At 41.9% G+C, this 23645-nt stretch carries 22 protein-coding genes; 4 read left to right on the top strand and 18 right to left on the bottom strand.

Annotation, left to right across the window (positions count from 1 at the left end; translation table 11 throughout):
- Window positions 1-111: 111 nt before the first annotated feature.
- From N8O80_RS05715 to nrdR, 16 genes are all read right to left on the bottom strand, one after another.
- On the bottom strand, window positions 112-3684 hold the full coding sequence (locus N8O80_RS05715; RefSeq protein WP_261027172.1) for an SIALI-17 repeat-containing surface protein: 3573 nt from the start codon (window positions 3682-3684) through the stop codon (window positions 112-114).
- Between the two features lie 320 nt (window positions 3685-4004).
- Complete coding sequence (locus N8O80_RS05720) at window positions 4005-4460, bottom strand: acetylxylan esterase (protein ID WP_120770463.1); 456 nt, start codon at window positions 4458-4460, stop codon at window positions 4005-4007.
- A 321-nt stretch (window positions 4461-4781) separates the two neighbouring features.
- The gene (gene recG / locus N8O80_RS05725) at window positions 4782-6797 is read right to left on the bottom strand and encodes an ATP-dependent DNA helicase RecG (RefSeq protein WP_261027174.1); all 2016 of its coding nucleotides are present in this window, start codon (window positions 6795-6797) and stop codon (window positions 4782-4784) included.
- 18 nt (window positions 6798-6815) lie between these two features.
- Entirely contained in the window at window positions 6816-7919 is a 1104-nt protein-coding gene (gene alr, locus N8O80_RS05730) for an alanine racemase (RefSeq protein WP_261027175.1), read from the bottom strand.
- Window positions 7909-8271 (bottom strand): holo-ACP synthase, encoded by a 363-nt coding sequence (gene acpS / locus N8O80_RS05735; protein WP_261027268.1) that lies wholly within the window; start codon window positions 8269-8271, stop codon window positions 7909-7911. Before acpS ends, alr begins: the two co-directional genes overlap by 11 nt.
- Before the next feature lie 44 nt (window positions 8272-8315).
- Window positions 8316-9347 (bottom strand): 3-deoxy-7-phosphoheptulonate synthase, encoded by a 1032-nt coding sequence (locus N8O80_RS05740; protein ID WP_000864041.1) that lies wholly within the window; start codon window positions 9345-9347, stop codon window positions 8316-8318.
- A 1-nt stretch (window position 9348) separates the two neighbouring features.
- Window positions 9349-10380, bottom strand: a complete 1032-nt coding sequence (locus N8O80_RS05745; RefSeq protein ID WP_060805741.1) for a 3-deoxy-7-phosphoheptulonate synthase — start codon at window positions 10378-10380, stop codon at window positions 9349-9351.
- A gap of 80 nt (window positions 10381-10460) precedes the next feature.
- Window positions 10461-12974, bottom strand: coding sequence for a preprotein translocase subunit SecA (gene secA, locus N8O80_RS05750; protein WP_101782329.1), 2514 nt, complete (start codon window positions 12972-12974; stop codon window positions 10461-10463).
- Window positions 12975-13119: 145 nt separating this feature from the next.
- Window positions 13120-13407 carry a hypothetical protein gene (locus N8O80_RS05755; RefSeq protein WP_261027176.1) on the bottom strand — a complete coding sequence of 96 codons (288 nt, stop codon included), beginning with the start codon at window positions 13405-13407 and terminating at the stop codon, window positions 13120-13122.
- 33 nt (window positions 13408-13440) lie between these two features.
- Window positions 13441-13788, bottom strand: a complete 348-nt coding sequence (locus N8O80_RS05760) for a hypothetical protein (protein WP_261027178.1) — start codon at window positions 13786-13788, stop codon at window positions 13441-13443.
- 65 nt (window positions 13789-13853) lie between these two features.
- Window positions 13854-14189, bottom strand: coding sequence for a hypothetical protein (locus N8O80_RS05765; protein WP_261027269.1), 336 nt, complete (start codon window positions 14187-14189; stop codon window positions 13854-13856).
- A gap of 83 nt (window positions 14190-14272) precedes the next feature.
- Window positions 14273-15583 carry a ribosome biogenesis GTPase Der gene (der, locus tag N8O80_RS05770; RefSeq protein WP_001207696.1) on the bottom strand — a complete coding sequence of 437 codons (1311 nt, stop codon included), beginning with the start codon at window positions 15581-15583 and terminating at the stop codon, window positions 14273-14275.
- A gap of 13 nt (window positions 15584-15596) precedes the next feature.
- Window positions 15597-16310, bottom strand: coding sequence for an NADPH-dependent oxidoreductase (locus tag N8O80_RS05775; RefSeq protein WP_261027179.1), 714 nt, complete (start codon window positions 16308-16310; stop codon window positions 15597-15599).
- Window positions 16307-17203, bottom strand: a complete 897-nt coding sequence (gene dnaI, locus N8O80_RS05780) for a primosomal protein DnaI (protein ID WP_042900503.1) — start codon at window positions 17201-17203, stop codon at window positions 16307-16309. Before dnaI ends, N8O80_RS05775 begins: the two co-directional genes overlap by 4 nt.
- On the bottom strand, window positions 17204-18373 hold the full coding sequence (locus N8O80_RS05785; RefSeq protein ID WP_261027181.1) for a replication initiation and membrane attachment family protein: 1170 nt from the start codon (window positions 18371-18373) through the stop codon (window positions 17204-17206). It abuts the gene before it with no gap.
- Window positions 18374-18847, bottom strand: coding sequence for a transcriptional regulator NrdR (gene nrdR, locus N8O80_RS05790; RefSeq protein ID WP_001203672.1), 474 nt, complete (start codon window positions 18845-18847; stop codon window positions 18374-18376).
- A gap of 139 nt (window positions 18848-18986) precedes the next feature.
- Here nrdR and N8O80_RS05795 point away from each other — a divergent pair, with 139 nt between their 5' ends.
- The 4 genes from N8O80_RS05795 (at window position 18987) to gggC (ending at window position 22521) form a co-directional block, all read left to right on the top strand.
- Window positions 18987-19352, top strand: coding sequence for a GntR family transcriptional regulator (locus N8O80_RS05795; protein ID WP_000119149.1), 366 nt, complete (start codon window positions 18987-18989; stop codon window positions 19350-19352).
- Window positions 19353-19356: 4 nt separating this feature from the next.
- Entirely contained in the window at window positions 19357-20052 is a 696-nt protein-coding gene (locus N8O80_RS05800) for an ABC transporter ATP-binding protein (protein ID WP_000054197.1), read from the top strand.
- Window positions 20053-20067: 15 nt separating this feature from the next.
- Window positions 20068-20835: an ABC transporter permease gene (locus N8O80_RS05805; protein ID WP_024057289.1), complete on the top strand. Its 768-nt coding sequence runs from the start codon at window positions 20068-20070 to the stop codon at window positions 20833-20835.
- 138 nt (window positions 20836-20973) lie between these two features.
- On the top strand, window positions 20974-22521 hold the full coding sequence (gggC, locus tag N8O80_RS05810) for a streptosactin export ABC transporter GggC (protein WP_261027183.1): 1548 nt from the start codon (window positions 20974-20976) through the stop codon (window positions 22519-22521).
- A 51-nt stretch (window positions 22522-22572) separates the two neighbouring features.
- Here gggC and N8O80_RS05815 read toward each other — a convergent pair whose 3' ends face one another.
- Together N8O80_RS05815 and N8O80_RS05820 are read right to left on the bottom strand one after the other, a co-directional pair.
- Window positions 22573-23268 carry an LrgB family protein gene (locus tag N8O80_RS05815; protein WP_001288943.1) on the bottom strand — a complete coding sequence of 232 codons (696 nt, stop codon included), beginning with the start codon at window positions 23266-23268 and terminating at the stop codon, window positions 22573-22575.
- A complete protein-coding gene (locus N8O80_RS05820) occupies window positions 23265-23639 on the bottom strand; it encodes a CidA/LrgA family protein (RefSeq protein ID WP_000781325.1) in 375 nt (124 codons plus the stop codon). Before N8O80_RS05820 ends, N8O80_RS05815 begins: the two co-directional genes overlap by 4 nt.
- Window positions 23640-23645: the final 6 nt, after the last annotated feature.

Raw genomic sequence — 23645 nt, forward strand, 5'->3', positions numbered from 1 at the left:
ATTTTCTGTTCACTTACCTTATAAAATGATAAAAAGAGATAGCCATCTTTCAAATGGGCCATCTCTTTTATCATTAACGATGAGCAAAATTCATTTTATTCAAGACCTAATCTAGTCCTCTTTTCGTTTCTTCCCAAATGTCAAAACAGATAAGAGACCTGCCACTAATCCTAGAGAAATAAAGGTTGTATTTTCTTTACTTCCAGTATTTGGTAGCTCGTTTTGTTTAGCCGCTGGTGCTTGATAAGTAGCACCTTGTCCAAGAGATAACTTCTTAGCTGGACGTTCGTTTGCAGCTGCTAAGACTGGTTTGGTTTCTCCCTTGTACTCTGGCACTTCATGGATTGCTGCCTCAGCGCCATTGACACCGCCTTTATATTCAGGGAGGTCATTTGAAGCTGCCAAGACAAAATTAGCACCTCCGGTATATTCAGGAACCTCATTTGAAGCTGCCAAGACAAAGTTAGCACCACCTCTATATTCCGGAACCTCATTTGAAGCTGCTAGAACTGAATTTACGCCCCCTTTGAATTCCGGTTTTTCTACTGTTGGTGCTGGTTCTTCTCCTACTGTTGCTAAGGGACCTGTGTATTCAGGAATTTCTGTTACAAGAGCTTCTACTCCATTCACTCCACCTGTAAACTCCGGTTTTTCTACTGTTGGTGCTGGTTCTTCTCCCACTGTTGCCAATGGACCTGTATATTCAGGAGCTTCTTCAGTTACTGCAGCCTCAACGCCATTAACTCCACCTGTAAATTCTGTTTTTTCTACTGTTGGTGCTGGTTCTTCTCCCACTGTTGCCAATGGACCTGTATATTCAGGAGCTTCTTCATTTATTGCAGCCTCAACGCCATTAACTCCACCTGTAAATTCTGGAACTTCATTTATCGCAGCTTCACTTCCATTTATACCATCGCTTAATTTAGATCCAGCTAAAGAGACTGGTAAATTGTGCATACTTTCAATTGCACCTTCTGCCAGACCTGTAATTCTTTGACCCATGTCCTCTGGATTCACTGTAAATAAGAGAGTTTTGGGATCGTACTGAGTCATGAAGGTTGCCGTTTTACCATTTGCCAACTGAAGGGTTGGAGCCTTATTTACCAATACTTCCGAATCAAACTCCATCGCAATAATACCTGGCCATTTTTGAATAGCATATTTTACTTTTGCTTCTTTAGGAGAAATTCTTTCCTTGGTCAAGAAATCCCAGTTGAATTTCTTGAAGGAAAGTGTATATGGAACACCCCCTGGAGCATGGTGCTCATATAAAAGTCCATATTCATCTGGTCCAATTTGTTGAAGAGAGTTATAAGCATATTCACCTTCCTGAATCAAATGATGGTGCAGCCAAGTTAACTGGCCATCTTCTTCAACACGAGCCACTCGAATATAACCATTTTTACGACCTGGACCGTTCGCATTCGCCAAGAGAATATACTCTTTACCATTTTGAACCGTATGAGTCGCGGCCATTTGAACATAAACATCTGGCACATCATAACGATCAACGTTATTGTCCCAAGTTAGACCACCATCATGACTGGTCGCAACCTGTAGATCTTCAGTCAAACCACGCATAAAGAGTTTGAGGTCCCCATTGTTTAACTGAACAACAGAAGATTCCGTATTTTGAGCATAATAATTGCTCATGGTACTTGAATCGACTACTGTACCATCATAAAGTGTACGATGGTCGTTAACACCACCACCCATATGCCAAGTCTTACCATGGTCGTCTGAGTAAATGATTCGAGATGATTGAGAACCATTGAGGTGATTAGCCCGGTTGGTCGTATAGACAGGAACGACGATTCGACCTTTATGTGGTCCAGTACGAAGGGTAATCCCCACTCCAGGCCCCACACCTAAGAATTTCATCCAATCGGCTTTGACCATCGGAGTAATATCTTGAGGAGCTGACCAAGTCTTACCATCATCATCACTATAAGACATCCATAGATAAGAATCTTTAGCGACTCTAAATGGAGACGTTTTATTGCTTGTGAAATAAATATTTCCTAATAGTTGATCCCCTTGATATAAATCACCCTTATCACTATAAGATGGTTTCACCGGATCTACAACAACACGATAATCTGTTGGTTTCCCATCTGGGGTATAAACTGTGCCATTTTCACGTATTGTATAGGAGCCGTCTTCGCCTTCTTTATAGAGAATTTGATAAGTTTTGCCATCGATTTGTTTATAGGCTTCTTCTCTTTGATCAGCCATTCCAAAGATTCCTTTCCCTTCTGGGAACATATCATAGATAGAAAAAATTCGTTTTGTCTCAGGATCTTGAACCAAAACCATATCGATGTTCACTGGTGAACCGATTGATGGATCAGAGGCTTTTGGATTGTCTCTTAAATTTGTAATCGTTACTCGGTCGCTCCATGTCTTCCCCTTATCCTCACTTCGTCTAACGACCATGCCGATATCACCCCAGTCACTTGAATGAAGACGGCGTTCATCTGCACCAGCAATCAGAGTGCCTTTGTCTGTCTTAAGAAGAGCAGGAATACGATAACTCTTAATCCCATCTTTATTTGGTTGGTTATGCATTCCGCCTTCAAAGACATCTTCTTTCTCTGAGATTTTCGCACCTTCTGGAAGTTTCTTTTCCAAATCACCTCTTTCAAATAGTTGACTCCGTGTTTGAACTTCATCTGGTGTTAAAGCACGATCATAGACGGTTAGATTCCGAACTTGTAGATTGGATCCCCAAACAGTATTACTAGCACGCTTGGTGGCTCCGATTTGAGCATGCGTTACATCTGGCATATCTTTGATGAAATGACCAGATTTCAGACTTGTTCGAGATAATACACCGTTCACGTAGAGGCGCACTCGACCACTAGGTAATTCTTCTGTCGGTTTTTCAACTGTGAAAGTTACTGAATTCCACTGGCCAGGACGTACTTGTAATGGAGCATCCGTATATTTATCATAAAATTGTGCTCCATTTGCATCACGCCCCTCAATTAATGCTGTATTATTGAGAACAGCCATTGTGAAGTACTCATCTTTTTTCTTATCACTAGACACTGAGAATAGATTATAAAATGCTGGAGCTTTGGCATCTGGCTTGAATTCCACATGAATGGTCGCATTTTGAAGTTTCTTCAATGTATCTAATTCACTGGCTAGGTCTACACGCTGACCATTTTCCGAATTTGTTTCAACATCTTCTTTTTCTACTACTGGAGTTGCGTTTGCGATGTCTCTAGCATAATAATCTCGAGGAAGTACTCCCTCTTCTTCTTTATTTTGCTCCTTGTTACTTGCTTCTGTAGTTGCAGAATCTGTTTCTGGTTTATCAGCAGGAGCTGGTGTATTGTCAGCTGCAGGTGTATTTGTTGGAGTGGTTGTCTCTGCTTCAGCAGTCTCATTTTTCTTCAACTTATCCTGGTCAACTTCCACACCATTATCTTTCGCTGTTGCCAATTTTCCAGCTAATTCACTATCTAAATTTGCAAGACTTCCTGAAGAAGCTTCTTTTGGTAATTCTGATAAACCTTGATTATTATTTTCAGCAGCGGTTACAGTTGAGTTTCCTTGTTCATTTGCCAATACAGGGTTTACTCCAAACACCACTGCACCAATGGTTACAGAGGCTACACCCACTGCAAATTTACGAATACCATATCTTTGTTTTCTGTCAAAATTCTTCTGATTCATCTTTCTACCTTTCAATATCACCAAAAATAAAGCGCTTTCTTTTCGTTTTAAAATTTTTACTCCCCACCATAGGAAAACACAAGAAAGTAATTAATAAACGAGAGTTCCTCTCTTTCAATATTTAGCTAGCTGCAGTCCAAATAGTAGCTCTTTCACTCCTTTCCTAGAGACTTTTTCTTTATTATACAATAAAGTCATAGGTTTATCTCAAGCTTGTCATAGAATAGATTTTACTTTCAGAAATATTTTAATATTTTAATATTTTTAAAAGTACTTTCAACATTTATAACAAAAAAGAGAGCTACTGGCTCTCTCATTCATCACTTTATATACTTAAAAGAAATCTCACTACCACAGAGCCAGTTGTAAACTTGATCATTGACAAATACATTCATGGCTTCGTGAGCATACTCTGGCATGATACGATAGGACTTGTCACAGGTCAGACGGTTGTAAATCGCAAACTGGGTAATAGGATAGCAAACATCATCGTCCAAGCCACGCCCCATATAACCATGGAAATGGAAGATTATCGGAACCTTCTCATCACTCTTTGGAAGAACGACGCGTGCATAGACCTTGCCTTCCTTGCTTCCTTCAAAAGTGAGCTCATAGCACTTGACTTGAGAAATATGGAAATCTCTTTCCTCCAACTGGTAGGCTGGAAGAGTGGAAACTTTTTTCACTTCCTCATCCCAGAAAGCATCAAAGTCTTCTGGAACCTCATCCCGTCCTTTATAAGTCTTGATGTCTTCTAACAAAGCTGGATTTTTCATAGCATGCTCCTTCATTTTTTGTAATCGCTACCACAACTGTAGCATATCTAGAAAAGCATTGCAAGAAAGAAGAGTAAATAGAAAGAGATTTTAGATTTTCTCCCTCAAACCTATCGACTGAAAGTAGTTTTAGAAATGAAAAAAGAGCATTTTCGCTCTTTCTTCTTCTGCTCAATCTTAATTTTTTGCTTCCTTCTTTTGGAAAGTAGTTTGGTAATTTACTTTAATCGTTACGGTCATGTGAGAGTCCTCGTTTCTTTTTGATGACTCTAGTATAAGGGGCTAACCTGAAAGCTAGCTTAAGTTTTCCTTAGAGAAAGCTTAATCTAGATGTTCTTTCTTTTCCAAATGAAGGGCAATCATGCGCCACTCTGGATCCTCTTGCCAGCCTTCTATAGAACTAATGTAGCTAGCAACCTTTCTGGCTTCTTCTAAAATCGGAAAATCTTCGATAATATCAGCCACTTGAAATTCTGGAAGTCCTGACTGTCTGGTTCCAAAAATCTCACCAGAACCACGCATTTTCAAATCTTCCTCCGCAAGGACAAATCCATTGGTCGTTTCTGTCATGATGCGCATGCGGTCTTTCCCAGAATCCGTCTTGGGATTGGCAACGAGAACTGCATAAGACTGCTTATCTCCCCGGCCCACACGACCTCTGAGCTGGTGAAGCTGGCTGAGCCCGAAGCGATCGGCATCCATGATAATCATGACGGTCGCATTGGGAACGTTGACCCCAACCTCAATAACCGTTGTCGAAACTAGAATATCCGTTTTTCGCTCTTTGAACTCCTGCATTATCTGGTCTTTTTCGTCACTCTTCATCTTACCATGTAGAAGAGCCACCTCTGCCTTACCAGCAAAATGAGCCGTCAATTCCTCTGATAAGGCAATGGCATTTTTCAAATCCAGAGCTTCTGATTCTTCAATCAAAGGAGAGATAACATAGGCTTGTGAACCTTTTTTAATTTCCCCCTCTAACCAAGTCAAGACCTGAGGTAATTGCTTATGTTTGATCCAGCGTGTCACAATAGGCTTCCGCCCTGCTGGCATCTGGTCAATAATGGAAACATCCATATCGCCAAAGGCTGTGATAGCCAAGGTCCGTGGAATAGGAGTCGCTGTCATCATGAGAACGTCAGGATTGTCGCCTTTTTCCCTTAGAATACGCCTTTGCCCCACACCAAAACGGTGCTGCTCATCGATAATAATCAAACCAAGGCGATCATAATCCACCCCATCCTGAATCAGAGCGTGGGTTCCGATAATCAAATCAGCCTCACCCTTGGCAATGGTCTCCAAGACTTCTCTCTTTTCTGCAGCTTTCAAGGAACCTGTCAAAAGAGCCAGTTTCAAGTCTGGAAAAAGGTTCTGTAAACTCTCAAAATGTTGCTCTGCAAGGATTTCTGTTGGCACCATGAGGGCGGACTGATAGCCAGCTGTCACCGCCGCAAACATGGCCAAGCCAGCGACTACTGTTTTTCCGCTCCCCACATCCCCTTGTAGGAGACGATTCATGTGATGGTCGGACTTCATGTCGGCCAAAATTTCCTGCAAACTCTTTTCCTGAGCTTGTGTCAAGGCAAAAGGAAGGCTTTCCTTGACTGCTGTCACTTTTTCCTGAGACCAATTCAGGACCAGACCACTTCCCTGAACTCTATTTTCAGACTTGAGCGTCTGTAACTGCATTTGAAAGTAAAAGAGTTCCTCAAACTTGATACGGCGAATGGCCTGCTTGTATTCTGCCAAATCCTTTGGGAAATGCATGGCACGAACGGCCTGACAACGGGACATGAGTTTGTATTTGTCCAGCAAAGACTGGGGAAGATTTTCCTCTATCAAGAGGTCCAGTCCCTGATCAAAGGCCGTCTTGATGACCTTGACCAGACTGGCCTGACTGATTCCCTGAGCCAAGCGATAAACAGGCTGGAGGTCATCTTCCACCTGAGCCAGGACCTTCATCCCAGTCAAACTAGCCTTGGCACGGTCCCATTTTCCAAAGACAGCAAGAGTTGCTCCCAACTCTATCTTATCAGCTAGATAGGGCTGGTTAAAGAAATTCACCGCAAAAACAACTTCTCCCTGTTTGAGACTAAAGCGTAGACGATTACGCTTAAAACCATAATACTGAACACTGGCAGGAGTCACTACCTGACCAGAAAGAACCGCCTTTTCACCGTCTTCTAGTTCCAATACTTGCTTGGTCTTGAAATCTTCATAACGGAAAGGAAAGTAGAGCAAGAGGTCTTGCAAGTTTTCAATTCCTAGTTTGGCGTATTTTTCTGCTGACTTTGGTCCCACACCAGGTAAGACATGCAAGGGTTGATGTAGATTCATGCTCCACTCCTTTCTTTTCTAATAATATTCTCTCGGAATGCGGTCGCTGAGAAGACAAACCACTTCATAGTTAATGGTTCCACGGTAGGTCGCTACCTGAGTAGCTGTGATCTCCTTGCCCCCATTAGAACCAATGAGGGTGACTTTGGTTCCTAAAGGATAAAGCTTAGGCAGACGAATGGTGATTTGGTCCATAGATACTCGCCCAACGATTGGGCAAGCTTGCCCATCTACCAAGACAGAGAAATTCTGCATGTCTCGTGTCCATCCATCCGCATAGCCGATTGGCACGGTCGCGACGACTTGCTCGCTATCCGCTTGATAAGTTGCCCCATAGCCCATGCAAGCTCCAGCTGGAACTGTCTTGACATGGACCAGGGCAGATTCCAAGATCAAGGCCGGTGTCAAATCATAAGGCAAGTCCAAGACCTCTCCGCTAGGGTTAAGACCATACATGGCATCTCCCATACGAACCGCATTGAAAATAGTCTCTGCATGCCAAATAGTCGTTGCAGAATTGCTAGCATGAACCAAGTCTGGGACTTCCTTCATACTAGCTAAAATAGTTTTAAACCGTTCTAACTGGGCCTTAAAGTAGGTATCTGATTCCTCGTCTGCAGTAGCAAAGTGGGTAAAAATCCCTTCAACACCAGCACCGTGTTGTTGGAGCAAGGCTTGAGCCTGCTCAGCTTCACTAGCCTCTCGAAAACCAATTCGTCCCATTCCTGAGTCAATCTTGAGATGGACTGTTAAACCTGCTATGTTTTCCTCACTAGATAAGAGTGCTTGAATCCACTCCAGCCCAGCCACTGTCAAGGTGATATCGTATTCTTTAGCAAGAGAAACAGCTTCGATTTCAGAAACTCCTAAAATGAGGATTCGGTTGCTGAGTCCAGCCTGTCTGAGTTCAATAGCTTCATCAATATTCGAAACGCAAAAACCATCAACATCATCTTGAATAGCCGTTGCGACAGCAACAGCCCCATGCCCATAGGCATTAGCCTTGACTACTGCAAATTTGAGCGTTCCTTCAGGGATATGAGCCCCCATTTGCTGAATATTTTGTCGAATAGCTCCCAGATGAATCAGAGCCTTGGTTGGTCTATGCGGACTAGCTTTCATGATTTTCCTCCAAAATGACACTGGCTGTCACAAACTGATCTGTATGGCTGATAGACAGCCAAATCTTTCCTGAAAATGGTGACTGACTAAAATAAGGCGCCCCGCGTTCATTATTCAAGACTTCTAAATCTTGAAAAGCGAGCTTGCCAATACCTGTTCCCATAGCCTTGGAAAAGGCCTCCTTAGCTGACCAGCGACCAGCCAAATATTCAATCTGCCTGCGCCCTTTAAGACTAGTGAAGCGCTCCATTTCCTTAGCGGTCAGCACGCGCTTAGCAAATCCTTCATGTCGTGTAACTGCGCTTTCTATCGAAGCCAATTCTTCGATGTCAATTCCATGTCCAACTATCATTCTCATCAAAAGGAGTTGAGATTCCCCAACTCCATCCTTTTCACTTATTTTGTCAAGGTAGCGTAAATCTCTTCTACCAAGGCCTCTGTATTTTCCCAACCCAGGCAAGGATCGGTAATAGAGCAACCAAAGACCTCTGGTTGGTTTTGACGACCGTCTGCTAGGTAAGATTCAATCATAAAGCCTCGAACCGTCTTTTTAATTTTCTCATTCCAGTCACGATTTTGCAAGGTCTGGCGAACAATTCGAATCTGTTCCATATATTGCTTTCCTGAGTTATCATGGTTGGTATCAATGAGGATAAAGGGATTTTCAAGTCCCATGGCTTCATAGCGCTCAATGGCATTTAGCAAGGTTTCATAGTAAAAGTTAGGCTCATTTTTCCCATATTCATTAACTGCACCACGAAGGATGACATGGGCCAAGGGATTTCCTGAAGTCTCAACTTCTTGGCCATGAAAGAGGAAGGTTTGTTTGTTTTGAGCGGCATAGATACCGTTAAACATAACCCCAAGATTTCCTGAGGTTGGATTTTTCATCCCAACCGGTGCATCAATCCCTGAGGCTACAAAGCGGTGCTCTTGGTCTTCCACAGAACGAGCTCCTACAGCATGGTAGCTGACCAAATCATCTACCAAGACCAAATTTGACGGATAAAGCATCTCGTCTGCCGTTGTCAAACCAGTCTCTGTAATCACGCGGTAGTGCAACTGGCGCACAGCCTGCAAGCCGTTAATCAGACTTGGAGCCTTAGAAGTATCTGGTTGGTGAACCAAACCTTTATAGCCGTCTCCGTTGGTGCGAGGTTTAGCAGTATAAACACGCATAACCATGAAAATCTTGTCCGCCACCTTCTTTTGCAAGGCAGATAAACGACGGGCATATTCCAAGACAGCCTCTTCATTATCAGAAGAGCAAGGACCAATCACCAAAAGGATCCGGTCATCTTCTCCTGAAATAATGTCTGCCAATTCTCTATCACGGCGCTCCTTGAGTCGCAAGGCTTCCGCAGACAATTGAGTTTCTGCCTTGATTGCTTCAATATCGATTTCTTGACCTTTTTCAATAAATGCCATCTTATTCTCCTAACGTTTGGTAGATTTCTCTGACGAGGACTTCCGTATTTTCCCAGCCTAGGCAAGGGTCTGTGATCGACTTGCCAAATACTTCCGGTTCGTTCTGACGACCGTCTTCTAGATAAGACTCAATCATAAAGCCACGAACATACTGCTTGATTTTTTCATTCCAATCACGATTAATTAAGGTCTGGCGGACAATTCGAATCTGGTCCATATATTGCTTACCAGAATTATCATGATTGGTGTCCACAATGATAAAGGGATTTTCCAAGCCCATTTTCTCATACTGAGCAATGGTATCCATCAAATTATCATAGTAGTAGTTAGGAATATTCTTACCATACTCATTGATCGCTCCACGAAGAATGGCGTGCGAAAGCGGGTTCCCAGTTGTTTCCACTTCTTTTCCTAGGAAAAGGAAACTTTGTTTGTTTTGAGCAGCATAAATCCCATTAAACATAACATTGAGATTTCCAGATGTCGGATTTTTAAAACCAGTCGCGAAATCTGCCCCACTTGCCACAAAGCGGTGTTGCTGGTCTTCAACCGAACGGGCACCGACCGCCATGTAAGAAATCAAATCATCTACTAGCGGAAGATTTTCAGGATAAAGCATTTCGTCAGCTGTCGTCATACCTGTTTCCGTGATGACACGATAGTGAAGATGGCGAACAGCTTTGATTCCGTTGATAAGACTAGGCGCTTCTGTCGCATTAGGCTGGTGAATCAAGCCCTTATAGCCATCTCCGTTGGTACGGGGTTTGGCAGTATAAACACGCATAACCATAAAGATACGGTCTGCTACTTCTTCTTGTAGAGTCGCCAAACGCTTAGCGTACTCAAGGACAGCTTCTTCATTGTCAGATGAGCATGGCCCGATTACCAAGAGAATTCGCTGGTCTTCTCCACGTATAATGGCTTCTAGCTCTTGATCGCGCTGTGATTTTCTCTCCAAAGCTTGGCCTTCTAATTTTGATAAGGCACGAACTTCTTCAATATTAATTTTAGGACTTTTTGCTGTAAATACCATAACTCATCTCCTTATAAAGCAAACGGATACCAAGTAAAAATTTACTTTTCACAAGGTATCCGCCTCTAAACTATCTCATTTTATTGTCTTTTTCCGTGACAGTTTTTAAACTTCTTACCAGAACCACATGGGCAAAGTTCATTCCGTCCAATCTGGCTCAAATCCAAATCTTCTGGGATATTTGCTTGGTGGGCAGCGATATTGCGAGTCGCTGTTGTACTGATATGGTGTTCTGCTTGTGGTCTTTCTTGTTCATGAATTTGTGCTTTCATCATCAAACGTGTCACATCAAACTCGATCGAACCAATCATGTCATTAAACATACGGAAACCTTCTGCCTGATACTCAACAACAGGGTTGTTCTGAGCATAGCCACGAAGTCCTACCGCGTTACGCAATTGATCAAGGGCGTCGATATGATCTGTCCACTTGTTATCTACCACTCGTAGAATCAAAACTTTTTGGAATTCTTTAACTGCTTCTTCATCTCGTAGTTTTGAAACCTGACTGTCGTAAACCTTCAAGGCACGTTGGAAGAGCTCTTCCTTGATGGCCTTATCAGACAAGCCTGACAAATCTTCCATCGTAATAGAATCTTCTGGAAGCAAGTTGTACTTAGCAAAGTTCAAAATCGCTTCTAGTTTTTCATCTTGTTTGGCACGCGCATGACCATCAACGACACGACCAATCGTGCGTTTGATCATTGAGTGAATTTCAGGCGCCAAGTCACGGTCTGCAGTGATAACATCGTAACGTTGAGCGTAGATAATCTCACGTTGTTCACGCATGACATCGTCATACTGAAGGACTTGTTTACGGGTATCGTAGTTATTTCCTTCGACACGTTTTTGCGCTGCCTCAACCTGACGTGTCAACATACGAGACTCAATCGCCTCTTCAGACATGTTGAGACGTTCAAAGATTCCCTTCAAGCGTTCAGAACCAAAACGTTTCATCAAATCATCTTCGAGAGATAGGTAGAATTGTGACTCACCTGGGTCTCCCTGACGCCCTGAACGTCCACGAAGCTGGTTGTCGATACGACGGCTTTCATGACGTTCTGTACCAATAACACAAAGTCCTCCAAGTTCACGAACTCCTTCACCAAGCTTGATGTCGGTACCACGACCGGCCATGTTAGTTGCAATGGTAACAGCACCACGCTGACCAGCATTCATGATGATTTGGGCTTCTTTATAGTGGTTTTTGGCGTTCAAGACTTCGTGAGGAACACCAGCTTCGACCAATTTTTTAGAAATGTAGTCACTGGTCTCAACCGCTACTGTACCAACCAAGACAGGTTGACCTTTTTGGTAACGAGCCTTAACGTCTTTAACAACGGCCTTAAACTTAGCTTCAATGCTAGCAAAAAGCAAGTCTGGATGGTCAATACGCTGAACTGGACGGTTTGTTGGGATTGGAATAACACGAATGTTGTAAATTTCACGGAATTCTTCTTCCTCAGTCTTACCTGTACCCGTCATACCAGACAATTTCTTATACATACGGAAAAGGTTTTGGTAAGTGATTGAGGCAGATGTCTTGGTTTCATCTTGGATTGGAACACCTTCTTTGGCTTCAATGGCTTGGTGCAATCCATCAGAATAACGACGACCTTCCATGGTACGACCTGTAAATTGGTCGACAATCAGAATTTCTTGCTCTTCGCTTACCACATAGTCAATATCGAGAAGCATGATGTAGTTTGCACGAAGGGCGTTATCGATAAAGTGAGTCAGAGCTACGTTTTCGATGTCATAGAGATTTTCAAGTTTGAAGTAGCTTTCAGCCTTATCAATCCCTGAATCAGACAAACCAATTGTTTTAGACTGCACATCGATGATGTAGTCGTCTTTGTCCAAAGATTTTACATAGTGGTCTGCCATGTGGTAGAGCTGACTGGTTTCAACTGCATTAGCACCTGATACGATCAAAGGTGTACGCGCCTCGTCAATCAAGATTGAGTCAACCTCATCGACCAAGGCATAGTTAAGCGGACGTTGTACCATGTTTTCAGCGCGAACGACCATGTTATCACGAAGGTAGTCAAATCCGATTTCTGAGTTGGTTGAGTAAGTAATATCACACTCATAAGCTTCTTTTTTCTCCATTGGAGATTTAGCAGCCAAGTTAATCCCTACTGACAAACCAAGCCATGAGTACAATTCACCCATCTCAGTCGCATCACGTTCTGACAGGTATTCGTTAACCGTAACTACGTGAACCCCTTTACCTGAAAGGGCATTGAGGTATACCGGCATAGTCGCAGTCAAGGTTTTCCCTTCCCCTGTACGCATTTCTGGCACGTCACCATGGTGAAGAACGATTCCCCCCATAACCTGAACCTTATATGGGAAGAGACCTAGGACACGTTTGGCACCTTCACGGACAACCGCAAATGCTTCATAAAGCAATGAATCTAGTGATTCTCCATTTTGATAACGTTCTTTAAATTCAACTGTTTTTGCTTTTAGTTGGTCGTCAGTCAAAGCAGCCATTTGGTCTTCGTATTTGAAAACCTTGTCGGCCATCTTTTCCAGACGACGGATTTCTCCTTTATCATTTTCGATAATTGTTTTTAAAATATTAGCCATGTTTTTCCTTACTTTAAATTCCGAATATTTTAGAATGTTCTTTTAATTTTAGCACAATTACTGATTATTTTCAAGGAAGAATCCCCATTTTGAAAAGGAAAAAGAGGCTAGTTTCCAAGCTAACCTCTCTGACTTTTATGATGCTTTAATTGCCAAAAATCGGCAAAATGGCAAATAGGATAAATAGATTTATCCAAAAAGAAAGACAACAGATCAATCCAAAAACAAAGAGACTGACTTTCTTGGACAGCAAAGCCATCAAAATGGACAGAATGCCAAAAACTAGCAAGACTTTCTGTATGCTGAAGAGGTCAATCTTCCCCCCCAGAATCGGACTGCCCCAAGGAAGAAAGAAGAAAGCAATCCAGATCAACAGAACTAAACCAATATAGAATTTAGAATATTGTGTAATAAATGATTTTAGATGTGCCATAAGCCACCTCCTATAAATAAAAACTGATATAAATCAATGCCTTCTACCTTTAGACTTCCCTAGCTCCTGTCTCAAGCGAAACATGTTTTTGAAAAAGATATAATCTAACCAGTCACTCCCTAGAGATATGACTATCAAAAGCAACCCAACACCCCAAGCACTAGCATCTGATTCATGATTTAGAACAAAAGGGAAAAATAAGAATGAAAAAATTGTCATATCCAAGCTAAACAGAGCTAAAAGGGAAATATAAATCCAGTAAAAATAGTAGAAGATGGGGAAAATTTTACTGTTTCTATCAGCATTGTCTATCCAATAGAAAAAATAAAAACAAGGAAATAAGAGTATCAAATGAAACCAATTAAAGGACAGTTTCATCATCGACACCTCCTCTTTGAAATTGTTTTCTTTAGTTTCGTTCTATTAAATGTTATTACCAATATAAATCAATGCCTTCCACCTTTTGACTTCCCGAGTTCCCGTCTCAAGCGAAGCATTTTTTTGAAAAAAATATAGGTTAACCAGTCACTGGCAAAAGCAATAAGTAGTAATAATAGCCAAATGCCCCAGGACTTGATATCTGCCACATTTCTCAAGAGGATATTGAAAAACAGGACCGAAAAAACTGTCCAAGCAAGGCTAAAAAGAGCATAGAGAGTGATGTAAATCCAGTAAAAATAGTAAAAAATTGGGAAAATCTTACTATCTCTGTTTGCCTTTTCAATCCAGCTGAAAAAGTAAAAACAGGGTAATAAGATTATCATTTTAAACAAATGATCCATCTTCAACACCTCTCTTTGATAGCGTTTTCTTTATCTTCATTCTATCAAAAAAATCTGGAAATGTCATTCCAGATTCTACTTTTTTATTTGCGTTTTCTTGCGATGAGATGGATCGGTGTTCCCTCAAAAACAAATGCCTTGCGGATTTGATTTTCCAAGAAACGCAGGTAAGAAAAGTGCATGAGTTCTTCTTCGTTGACAAAGATGACAAAGGTTGGTGGTTTGGTTGCCACTTGGGTCGCATAGAAAATCTTAAGGCGCTTCCCTTTGTCTGTCGGTGTTGGGTTGATAGCAATGGCATCCATGATGACATCGTTCAAGACAGCTGATGGAATACGTGTGTTTTGACTTTCGCTGATTTGCTTAATCATCTCAGGAAGTTTGTGGAGACGTTGCTTGGTTAAAGCTGATACAAAGATAATCGGTGCATAAGGTAGATATTGGAACTGCTCACGGATATCTTCTTCCCAGTTTTTCATAGTGTGGTTGTCTTTTTCAAGTGTATCCCACTTGTTGACCACGATAATCATTCCTTTACCAGCTTCATGGGCAAATCCTGCGATACGCTTGTCGTATTCACGAATGCCTTCTTCCGCATTGATGACCATCAAGACCACATCTGAACGGTCAATAGCACGCATGGCACGCATGACAGAGTATTTCTCAGTATTTTCATAAACCTTACCAGACTTACGCATACCAGCCGTATCAATCATGGTAAACTCTTGACCATCTGTATCTGTAAAGTGGGTATCAATAGCGTCACGAGTTGTTCCAGCAACTGGACTAGCAATGACACGGTCTTCTCCCAAGATAGCATTGATCAAGCTTGATTTTCCAACGTTGGGACGACCAATCAAGCTAAACTTAATGACATCTGGGTTTTCTTCTTCATATTCATTTGGAAGATTTTCTACGATGGCATCTAGCACATCCCCTGTACCGATCCCATGGACAGATGAGATTGGCAGTGGTTCACCCAAACCGAGGGCATAGAAATCATAGATATCATTTCGCATTTCAGGGTTGTCCACCTTGTTCACTGCTAGGATAACTGGTTTGTGGGTCTTATAAAGCTTACGAGCTACGTATTCGTCTGCATCGGTAATTCCTTCCTTACCAGACACGACAAAAACAATTACATCTGCTTCTTCCATGGCAATTTCTGCCTGGTGCTTGATTTGTTCCATGAAAGGAGCATCGACATCATCGATTCCTCCTGTATCAATCATGCTAAAAGATCGATTGAGCCACTCACCCGTTGCATAGATACGGTCACGTGTCACTCCTTCGACATCTTCTACAATGGAGATTCGCTCACCAGCGATCCGATTAAATAGGGTTGATTTCCCAACATTGGGACGTCCTACAATGGCAATAGTTGGTAGGGCCATAATTTCTCACTTTCTACAATAACTTCTTCTGTTCAAGATTTTTTCTAGTTGAGCTTGGTTCAGCTTGACCAAACTGTTCTGCTAGGCGCTGACTCCAGCTTGTGGTCGCACGCGCCCCAGCATAGTCGGCCTGTACACGGTCATAAGCCTCAATCGCATCAACTGTTTGTTCCTGATATTCTTCCTCAAACACCACTTGATTCAATGGCAAGCGAGGTTTGACTTCATGTTCTTCATTTGGCACACCCAGTGCCATCCCAAAGACAGGATAGGTGTAGTCAGGCAGGTTAAAGAGCTCTGCCACTTCTTCTGACTTGTACCGCACCAAGCCAATGATAACACCACCATAGCCCAAACTTTCAGCTGCCAGCAGGGCATTTTGTCCAGCAAGAGCCGCATCGACCGAACTAATCAAGAGACCTTCCACCCCTTGAGGTTGGAATGTATCCGCATGGAGTCGTGCTCCCTTTTCTGCACGGTTCAAATCTCCAACAAAGAGAAGGAAAACAGCTGACTGGCGAATGGCTTCTTGAGGCACCAATTCATACAGAGCATCTTTCTTTTCTTGACTTCGCACCACAATCACAGAGTAGGATTGGAAATTCTTCCAAGACGAAGCCATCTGGGCTGCTGTCAGGATTTCAGTCAAGTCTTCCTGAGGAAGGGCTTGCTCTTTAAACCTACGCACTGAAGTGTGAGCCTTCATTAATTTGATTGTTTCTGTCATCGACGGTTCACTCCTTCTAAACGAGTCTCCTCAGCCAAATAACGGATGCGTTCCATGACGCGTCTGGCTTCCCAGGTTTCGTCATTTCCATGTTTCCCTTTAGCGAAATGCTGCTCCAATTCTTCAAAGTTGAAGTTGGAGGTGAAAAAGGTCGGTAAATTTTCCTGCATCCGATATTGGAGAATGACCTGCAGGATTTCATCACGTACCCAAGCTGTTGATTGCTCGGCACCAATATCATCTAAAATCAGGACTTCAGACAGTTTAATCTCATCTACCAAGGTCTTGACATTACCATCACCGATAGCATTTTTGACATCAATGACAAAGCTAGGATAGTGGAGGAGAGTTGATGAAACACCACGTTTTTCTGATAAATCATGGGCTAAGGCAGCCACCATGAAACTTTTACCTACACCAAAGTCTCCATACAAGTAAAGACCTTTTCGAATAGCTGGATACTGCTCCACGAAGGCTAATAGCTTTTCAAAAACTGGCAAGCGACCCAAATCATCCAAGTCTACTTGAGCCAAACTAGCTTTCTTAAGACTGGCTGGCAGATTGATTAACTTGAGACGGTTCTTAATAGCCGCTTCTTTTTCAGCCGCGATTAGTTCAGGAGTTTCTTCATAAGAAACATCCGCATAGCCATGATTCATAACCAAAATCGGCTTATAGCCTTTGGCAATATAATCCGTATCACCACGGAGAAATTTGTCACGCTCGGTGATATATTGATTAAATTTGGAGATACTGCGATTTAATTCCTCTGGAGTCAGGGATTCTTGCTGGATAAAGGCCGCAACATCAGGGTCCTTCATGATTTTCTGGACCAAATCTTGATAATGAAAACGGCTAGGTTGACGTTTGAGTACGTCTCCGACACTTTCCATCTAATCTCCTCCTTTTTCTAATCGAGCTAATAATTCTTGTTTCTTACGTTCTAGTTCCAGACGAGTTTCCTCGCTGGTTTCATTCTTATAATCTGGATTACTCCATTTAGGAACATTGGTTTTTGCTGGGGCAGTCTGATTCTGTTTTTGTGTTTTTGCTTTCTGCCCTCTCTCACGAATGCGCAAGACTGCCTCTTCTGCTGAATGTATCTTTTGATAGGCATAGTCATTGGCTACCTTCATGGCATATTTCTCATTGATATTTGCCGAATCGACCTTATTAAAGGTCAATAAAAGAATGATATTGATGACTTCATCCAGCAAGCCCAAGCCAGCCATCTGTTGCAAGAGTTCTCTTTCTGTTTGGGTAATGGTTCCCTTGCGTGTTTGCTTGATTTCTGCCAAGAACTGCAGGGCAGTTTTGCTTTTGGCCTCTTTGATAATGGTCGTTTCCTTAGGACTAAAGTCAGAGGAAACAGGTTTTTGAGCAATTTTTTCCCGCATGCGTTTGGTTGAAATAACCTGGGAAACAGCTGTTGACTTAGCCAATTGATAGGTCTCAAACCAAGTCCATTTCTTCTCCTCGGCAATAGCAAAGAGGTTTAAGACATCGGACTGCTCATCCGCAAAGCGAAGCCCATCTCGAGCCATAAGCTGACGAAAATGGTCCAAGTCAAAATCATTAGCCACTTTCTTCTTGAGACCAAGGTCTTCTTGACTTCCCAGCTCTGCCAAATCTGGAAAGACTTGATTGAGTGAGACAGGTATTTCTTCACCATCAGCACTTTCAACTTTCAAATCCTCCACAGCTGCATCGCCAATCTTTTTCTCCAAAAGTCTGCGATAAACAGGATGTTCCAAGAAGTCCTGACTCGAAAGTGGAGTATGGAGGGCTAGCTGATAAACGTCTCCCTTTTGATAGAGGGTTAAGAGATTAAAAGCAGATAAGATTTTCAATGATTTTATCAGTCTATCCATCCCAAAGTTGAGATGATTGAGGATACTTGAAAAAAGATACTCTTTTCTACCATTATCCCAAAAACTGATTGTATAAAGATAAAGGCTCAGTGCCTCCTGACCGATAATCGGGAGGTAGCACTGTACCAGAGATGAGGTATCTTGCGACACCCGATTATTCTTTAGATAAGAAAAACGGTCAATTGGCTTCATTTATCTTTCCTTTTTCTTTTTAGAGGACTGGGTGATTTGTTGGAGCAAGCTCTCTAACTCACTGACATCCTTAAAACTACGATAGACACTGGCAAAACGTACATAGGTAATCTCATCCAACTCAGCCAACTCCTCCATGACGAGTGAACCAATGTCCTCACTTTGAATTTCATTTTCATTTCGACCACGGAGTTTCTGTTCGATACGATTGACTACCATGTTGATTTCATCACTTGACACAGGACGTTTCTGGGCTGAGCGGATAATTCCATTAAATATTTTATCTCTGGAGAATTGTTCCCGTGTGCCATCTTTTTTAACAACCACTAAGGTTCTTTCTTCTACCCGTTCGTAGGTTGTAAAACGGTGTTGGCATTCATCGCACTCACGTCTTCTACGAATGGTGTTCCCTTCTTCTGCTTGGCGACTATCGATAACACTTGACTTGGTAGCCCCACATTTTGGACAACGCATCCTTTCCCTCCTTATCGTTTTCTTTTCATTATACCATTTTTTAAACGATTCCCAAAACAATTCTTCTTTTTGCTTGACAAGTTTTTTGTTTTGTTGTATTATTTAATTAAGACAAAAGGATAAAAGAAAGGAGAGCAAGATGTCCTGGACATTTGACAACAAAAAACCCATTTATTTACAGATTATGGAGAAAATCAAGCTTCAGATTGTTTCCCATACACTGGAACCCAATCAACAACTTCCAACCGTGAGAGAGCTCGCTAGCGAGGCGGGTGTCAATCCCAACACAATCCAAAGAGCCTTGTCAGACCTTGAACGAGAAGGATTTGTCTACAGCAAGCGCACAACTGGACGATTTGTGACTGAGGATAAGGAGCTGATCGCCCAATCACGCAAACAATTATCGGAAGAAGAATTGGAACACTTCGTTTCCTCCATGACCCATTTTGGCTATGAAAAAGAAGAACTACCAGGCGTAGTCGGCGATTATATTAAAGGAGTTTAAGCCTATGTCATTACTAGCATTTGAAAATGTATCCAAATCTTATGGAGCAACCCCAGCCCTTGAAAATGTTTCCCTTGACATCCCAGCTGGAAAAATTGTTGGTCTCCTTGGACCAAACGGCTCAGGAAAAACAACCCTGATTAAACTAATCAATGGCCTCTTGCAGCCAGACCAAGGACGCGTCCTTATCAACGATATGGACCCAAGTCCAGCAACCAAGGCTATCGTAGCTTATTTGCCAGATACAACCTATCTAAATGAGCAAATGAAGGTCAAAGAAGCCCTAACCTACTTCAAGACCTTCTATAAAGATTTCAATCTTGAACGCGCTCATCATCTACTTGCAGACCTGGGCATTGATGAAAATAGTCGTCTCAAGAAACTATCAAAAGGAAACAAGGAAAAGGTACAACTGATTTTGGTTATGAGCCGTGATGCTCGTCTCTATGTTCTGGACGAACCCATTGGAGGTGTAGACCCAGCAGCCCGTGAGTATATTCTCAATACCATTATCAACAACTACTCCCCAACTTCTACGGTTTTGATTTCTACCCACTTGATTTCTGATATCGAGCCAATCTTAGATGAAATTGTCTTCCTCAAAGATGGAAAAGTCGTCCGTCAAGGAAATGTAGATGATATTCGCTATGAGTCTGGTGAATCCATTGACCAACTCTTCCGTCAGGAATTTAAGGCCTAAGCAAAGGAGATTATTATGTTTTGGAATTTAGTTCGCTACGAATTTAAAAATGTTAACAAGTGGTATTTAGCTCTTTACGTTGCCGTGCTAGCCCTTTCTGCCATTATCGGAATACAGACACAGACCTATAACAATCTACCTGCCAAAGAAAGTCAACTTACTATGCTACTTTTTCTAGCTACTGTCTTTAGTGGCTTGATGATTACACTGGGGATTTCAACTATTTTCTTAATTATTAAACGCTTCAAAGGTAGTGTCTATGACCGACAAGGTTATCTGACTTTGACATTGCCAGTTTCTGAACATTATATCATCTCAGCCAAACTAGTCGGTGCCTTTATCTGGTCTATTGTCAGCACTACTGTACTAGCAATCAGTGCTTTCATTGTTCTGACCCTTACGGCTCCAGATTGGTTTGCAACTTCTGACGTGATTCCATTTATAGAAACACATCTTCCTCAACTCTCTCTTATGGGGGTATCCTTCCTACTAAATACTATTTCTGGAATCCTCTGCATCTACTTGGCTATTTCCATTGGACAGCTTTTCAATGAATACCGTACCGCACTGTCAATTGTAGCCTACATTGGTATCCAAATCGTCGTTGGCTTTATTGAACTCTTCTATCGTTCTAACCCTGGTTTCTACTTCCCATCAACCACAGGAGGAGCTGATCAGTTCCAGATGGGCATTATCATGACTATTCTGGAAGAAGTTATTCTTATAGCCATCTACTATCTAGGAACTTATCACATCTTGAAAAACAAGGTTAATTTGCAATAATATTAGAGTCTAGCGACAATAACTCGCTAGGCTTTTTTCGTCCTCAAGATTTACATTTTTATATGAAGCATTTAATAAAAAGGAGTATAATGACTTTAAAACTAATTACATGTATATCGATAAGGAGGGCAACTCTTTATGCTGAGAAGATTTGTTACTAAGAAACACCTCGTACTTTACTTCTTTTCTATTGCCATTACTTGGCTGGAAGCAATTATTACGCCAGCCCTTGTTCAGAATATTGTTGCCAGTTTTACCAATCAAGAACTAGGCCTTCTTTGGAAAGTTTTGATTTTGGGAATCCTAGGAAACCTCATCCTCTTACTAGGCTTAGCTGGGAAACGCTATTACTATGCCCGTTTGATTACTGACTTCAAATATGGAATCAAGAGTGCTATTTTCAAACGATTTTTAAACAGTTATGAGATTGATGAAAAGGATATTTTGTCCAACCTAGAAAACGACGTCAAGCAACTAGAAGAAAGCTATATCGAACCAACGGTTATCATCATTTCTTCTCTGGGTTTTACCACTGTGTCCATTCTCTATGCCCTGTGGACCAATTTTTACCTAGGCTTGATTTTCATCCTCTTCTACTCCTTTCCTGTACTATGCAGTGCTATCGGATCAAAGCGTTTGGATTCACTTTCTGAAAAGCGGTCCACTGTTAACCAGAGCTACTTAGCAAGCTTGACAAATTTTATTGGTGGTAGCCAACAAATTCGCCATTATCAGGGGCAAAACTACTTTTTTGCTCGCTATCAAAAGCAATTACAAACCAGTTTGGATGCCGAAATCAACTATGAAAAGCAACGCACTTTAAACAGTCTCTTTATCAATAGCATCGACGCCTTTTGTTCTGTCACCCCTATCGTCATCGGTGGCTTTATGACCTACTATAATTATTTAGATGCGGCGAGTTTTGTGGCCATCTATCTAGTTTCCCATAATATCGGCTATCAATTCCAAGAGTTGGCTTACTTTACCAACACCCGAAAAGCGAATCGAAGTCTTCTCAACAAATACCAAAAACTTTTGGGCCAGTCTGATCCCATCTCGCCTAGAAGCATAGAAAATATTTTCCCTATCCAGCTTAACACCATCTCCCTAGAAAAAGATGGGAATAGCCTCTTGTCTCCGATTTCCATACACATCAAGCAAGGAGAAAAAATTGCCATTATCGGGGAAAGTGGCTCTGGTAAGACAACCCTACTCAATATCATTCATGGAGAAGAGACACCGACAAGGGGACGGATTGCATTTGCTGGCAAAAGCCTTTCACGCCAAGAAATCACGAGCGTTAGCTCCTATATCCTCCAAGATAGCCATTACTTTGACACGCTATCTATGGAAGACAATATCCTTCTAGGACTGGATAAAAATAAAGAGACTTTAAATCATATCCTCAAAAAAACAGGATTAGAACATTTGAAAAATCGAACGCTCAGCAATGATAGTCTGTCTGGTGGCGAGAAACAACGCCTAGAAATCGCTCGCGCCCTCTACCATGATAGCCAACTCATCTTAGCAGATGAAATTAAGTCCAATCTTGACTTGGAAAATAGCAGAAAGATTAGTGACTTGCTCTTCTCCCTACCTCAAACAGTCATTGAAGTCATTCACCACTACACAGAGGAAGACTTAAAACACTATGACCAAGTCATTCACTTAAGCAAGGAAAAGTAATAGTCTATAACATACGATTTTAAAAAGCAAGGAACTCAAATTCCTTGCTTTTTAACTCAATATCAAACTAGCTACAATAGGGCTGACAAAGACATAGAGAATACCGGTAACACCGATAGCCAAACCACCCATGGCTCCTGCTACAGAGCCATATCGAAAGGCTGTCCCTGTTCCGACTGCATGGCCTGTTCCTCCAAGGGAAAGACCAACAGCTACTGGGTCGTCAATTTTCAACCACTTCAAAAGTGTTGGTCCGATGACACTGGTTAAAATCCCAGTCGCCACTACAACCACCAAGGTCACGGTCGTCAAGCCTTGCAATTTTTCTGTGATTCCTACTGCCATGGCGGTTGTTACTGACTTAGGAAAGAGAGAAATGGCTAGGAAAAAGTCCATTCCAAAAATCTTAGCTACAAGTGCTGTGAAAGAGGTATTGACAACTACTGCTAGCAAACTACCAAAGAGAATACTCCGAGCATGGTGCTTCATCAAGTGAAAACTCTTGTAAAGTGGAATCCCTAGAGCCACGGTAGATGGGACAATCAAGTTATTCAGATAAACTCCACCTTGATAATAATCTTGGTAAGAAATCCCCGTCACCTTTAGAAAGATGATAATGAAAATAGCTGACAAAAGCAAGGGCGTTGTCAAAGGATGGGGAAAACGTCTGTAAATCAGCATTCCCACTAGATAGGCTAAGATAGACAGGGCCAGCCCAAACAGGGGATTGGAAACAAATTCACTCATTTGGCATCTCCTTTCTCATAATCTCCCTCAAACCGTCGTTTGATAAACTGAACCACCAAGGCTATGAGGATAATATTGATGACTGCTGCAAAAAAGACAATCAAAACAATTGGCAAAAGATAGGGAGCAATCACATCAAACTTTTCCATGATTCCCACTGCTGGTGGCAAAAAGAGAATGGTCATATTGGCCAGCAAGAAATTCCCGACCATGTTGACATGCCTGGTTCTCAGCCACTTGAATTGTAAGGCTAGAAAGAGAATAATCAAACCGATAATACTGCCTGGTATGGGCAAATGAAAGAAACTGGAAATCCCCTCTCCGATTAGAGAAATCACAAAGAGAATCATTAATTGAACATATAATTTCATCCTAAA

Origin of the sequence: Streptococcus mitis (genome assembly GCF_946190155.1) — a bacterium.
GTDB lineage: Bacteria > Bacillota > Bacilli > Lactobacillales > Streptococcaceae > Streptococcus > Streptococcus mitis_CL.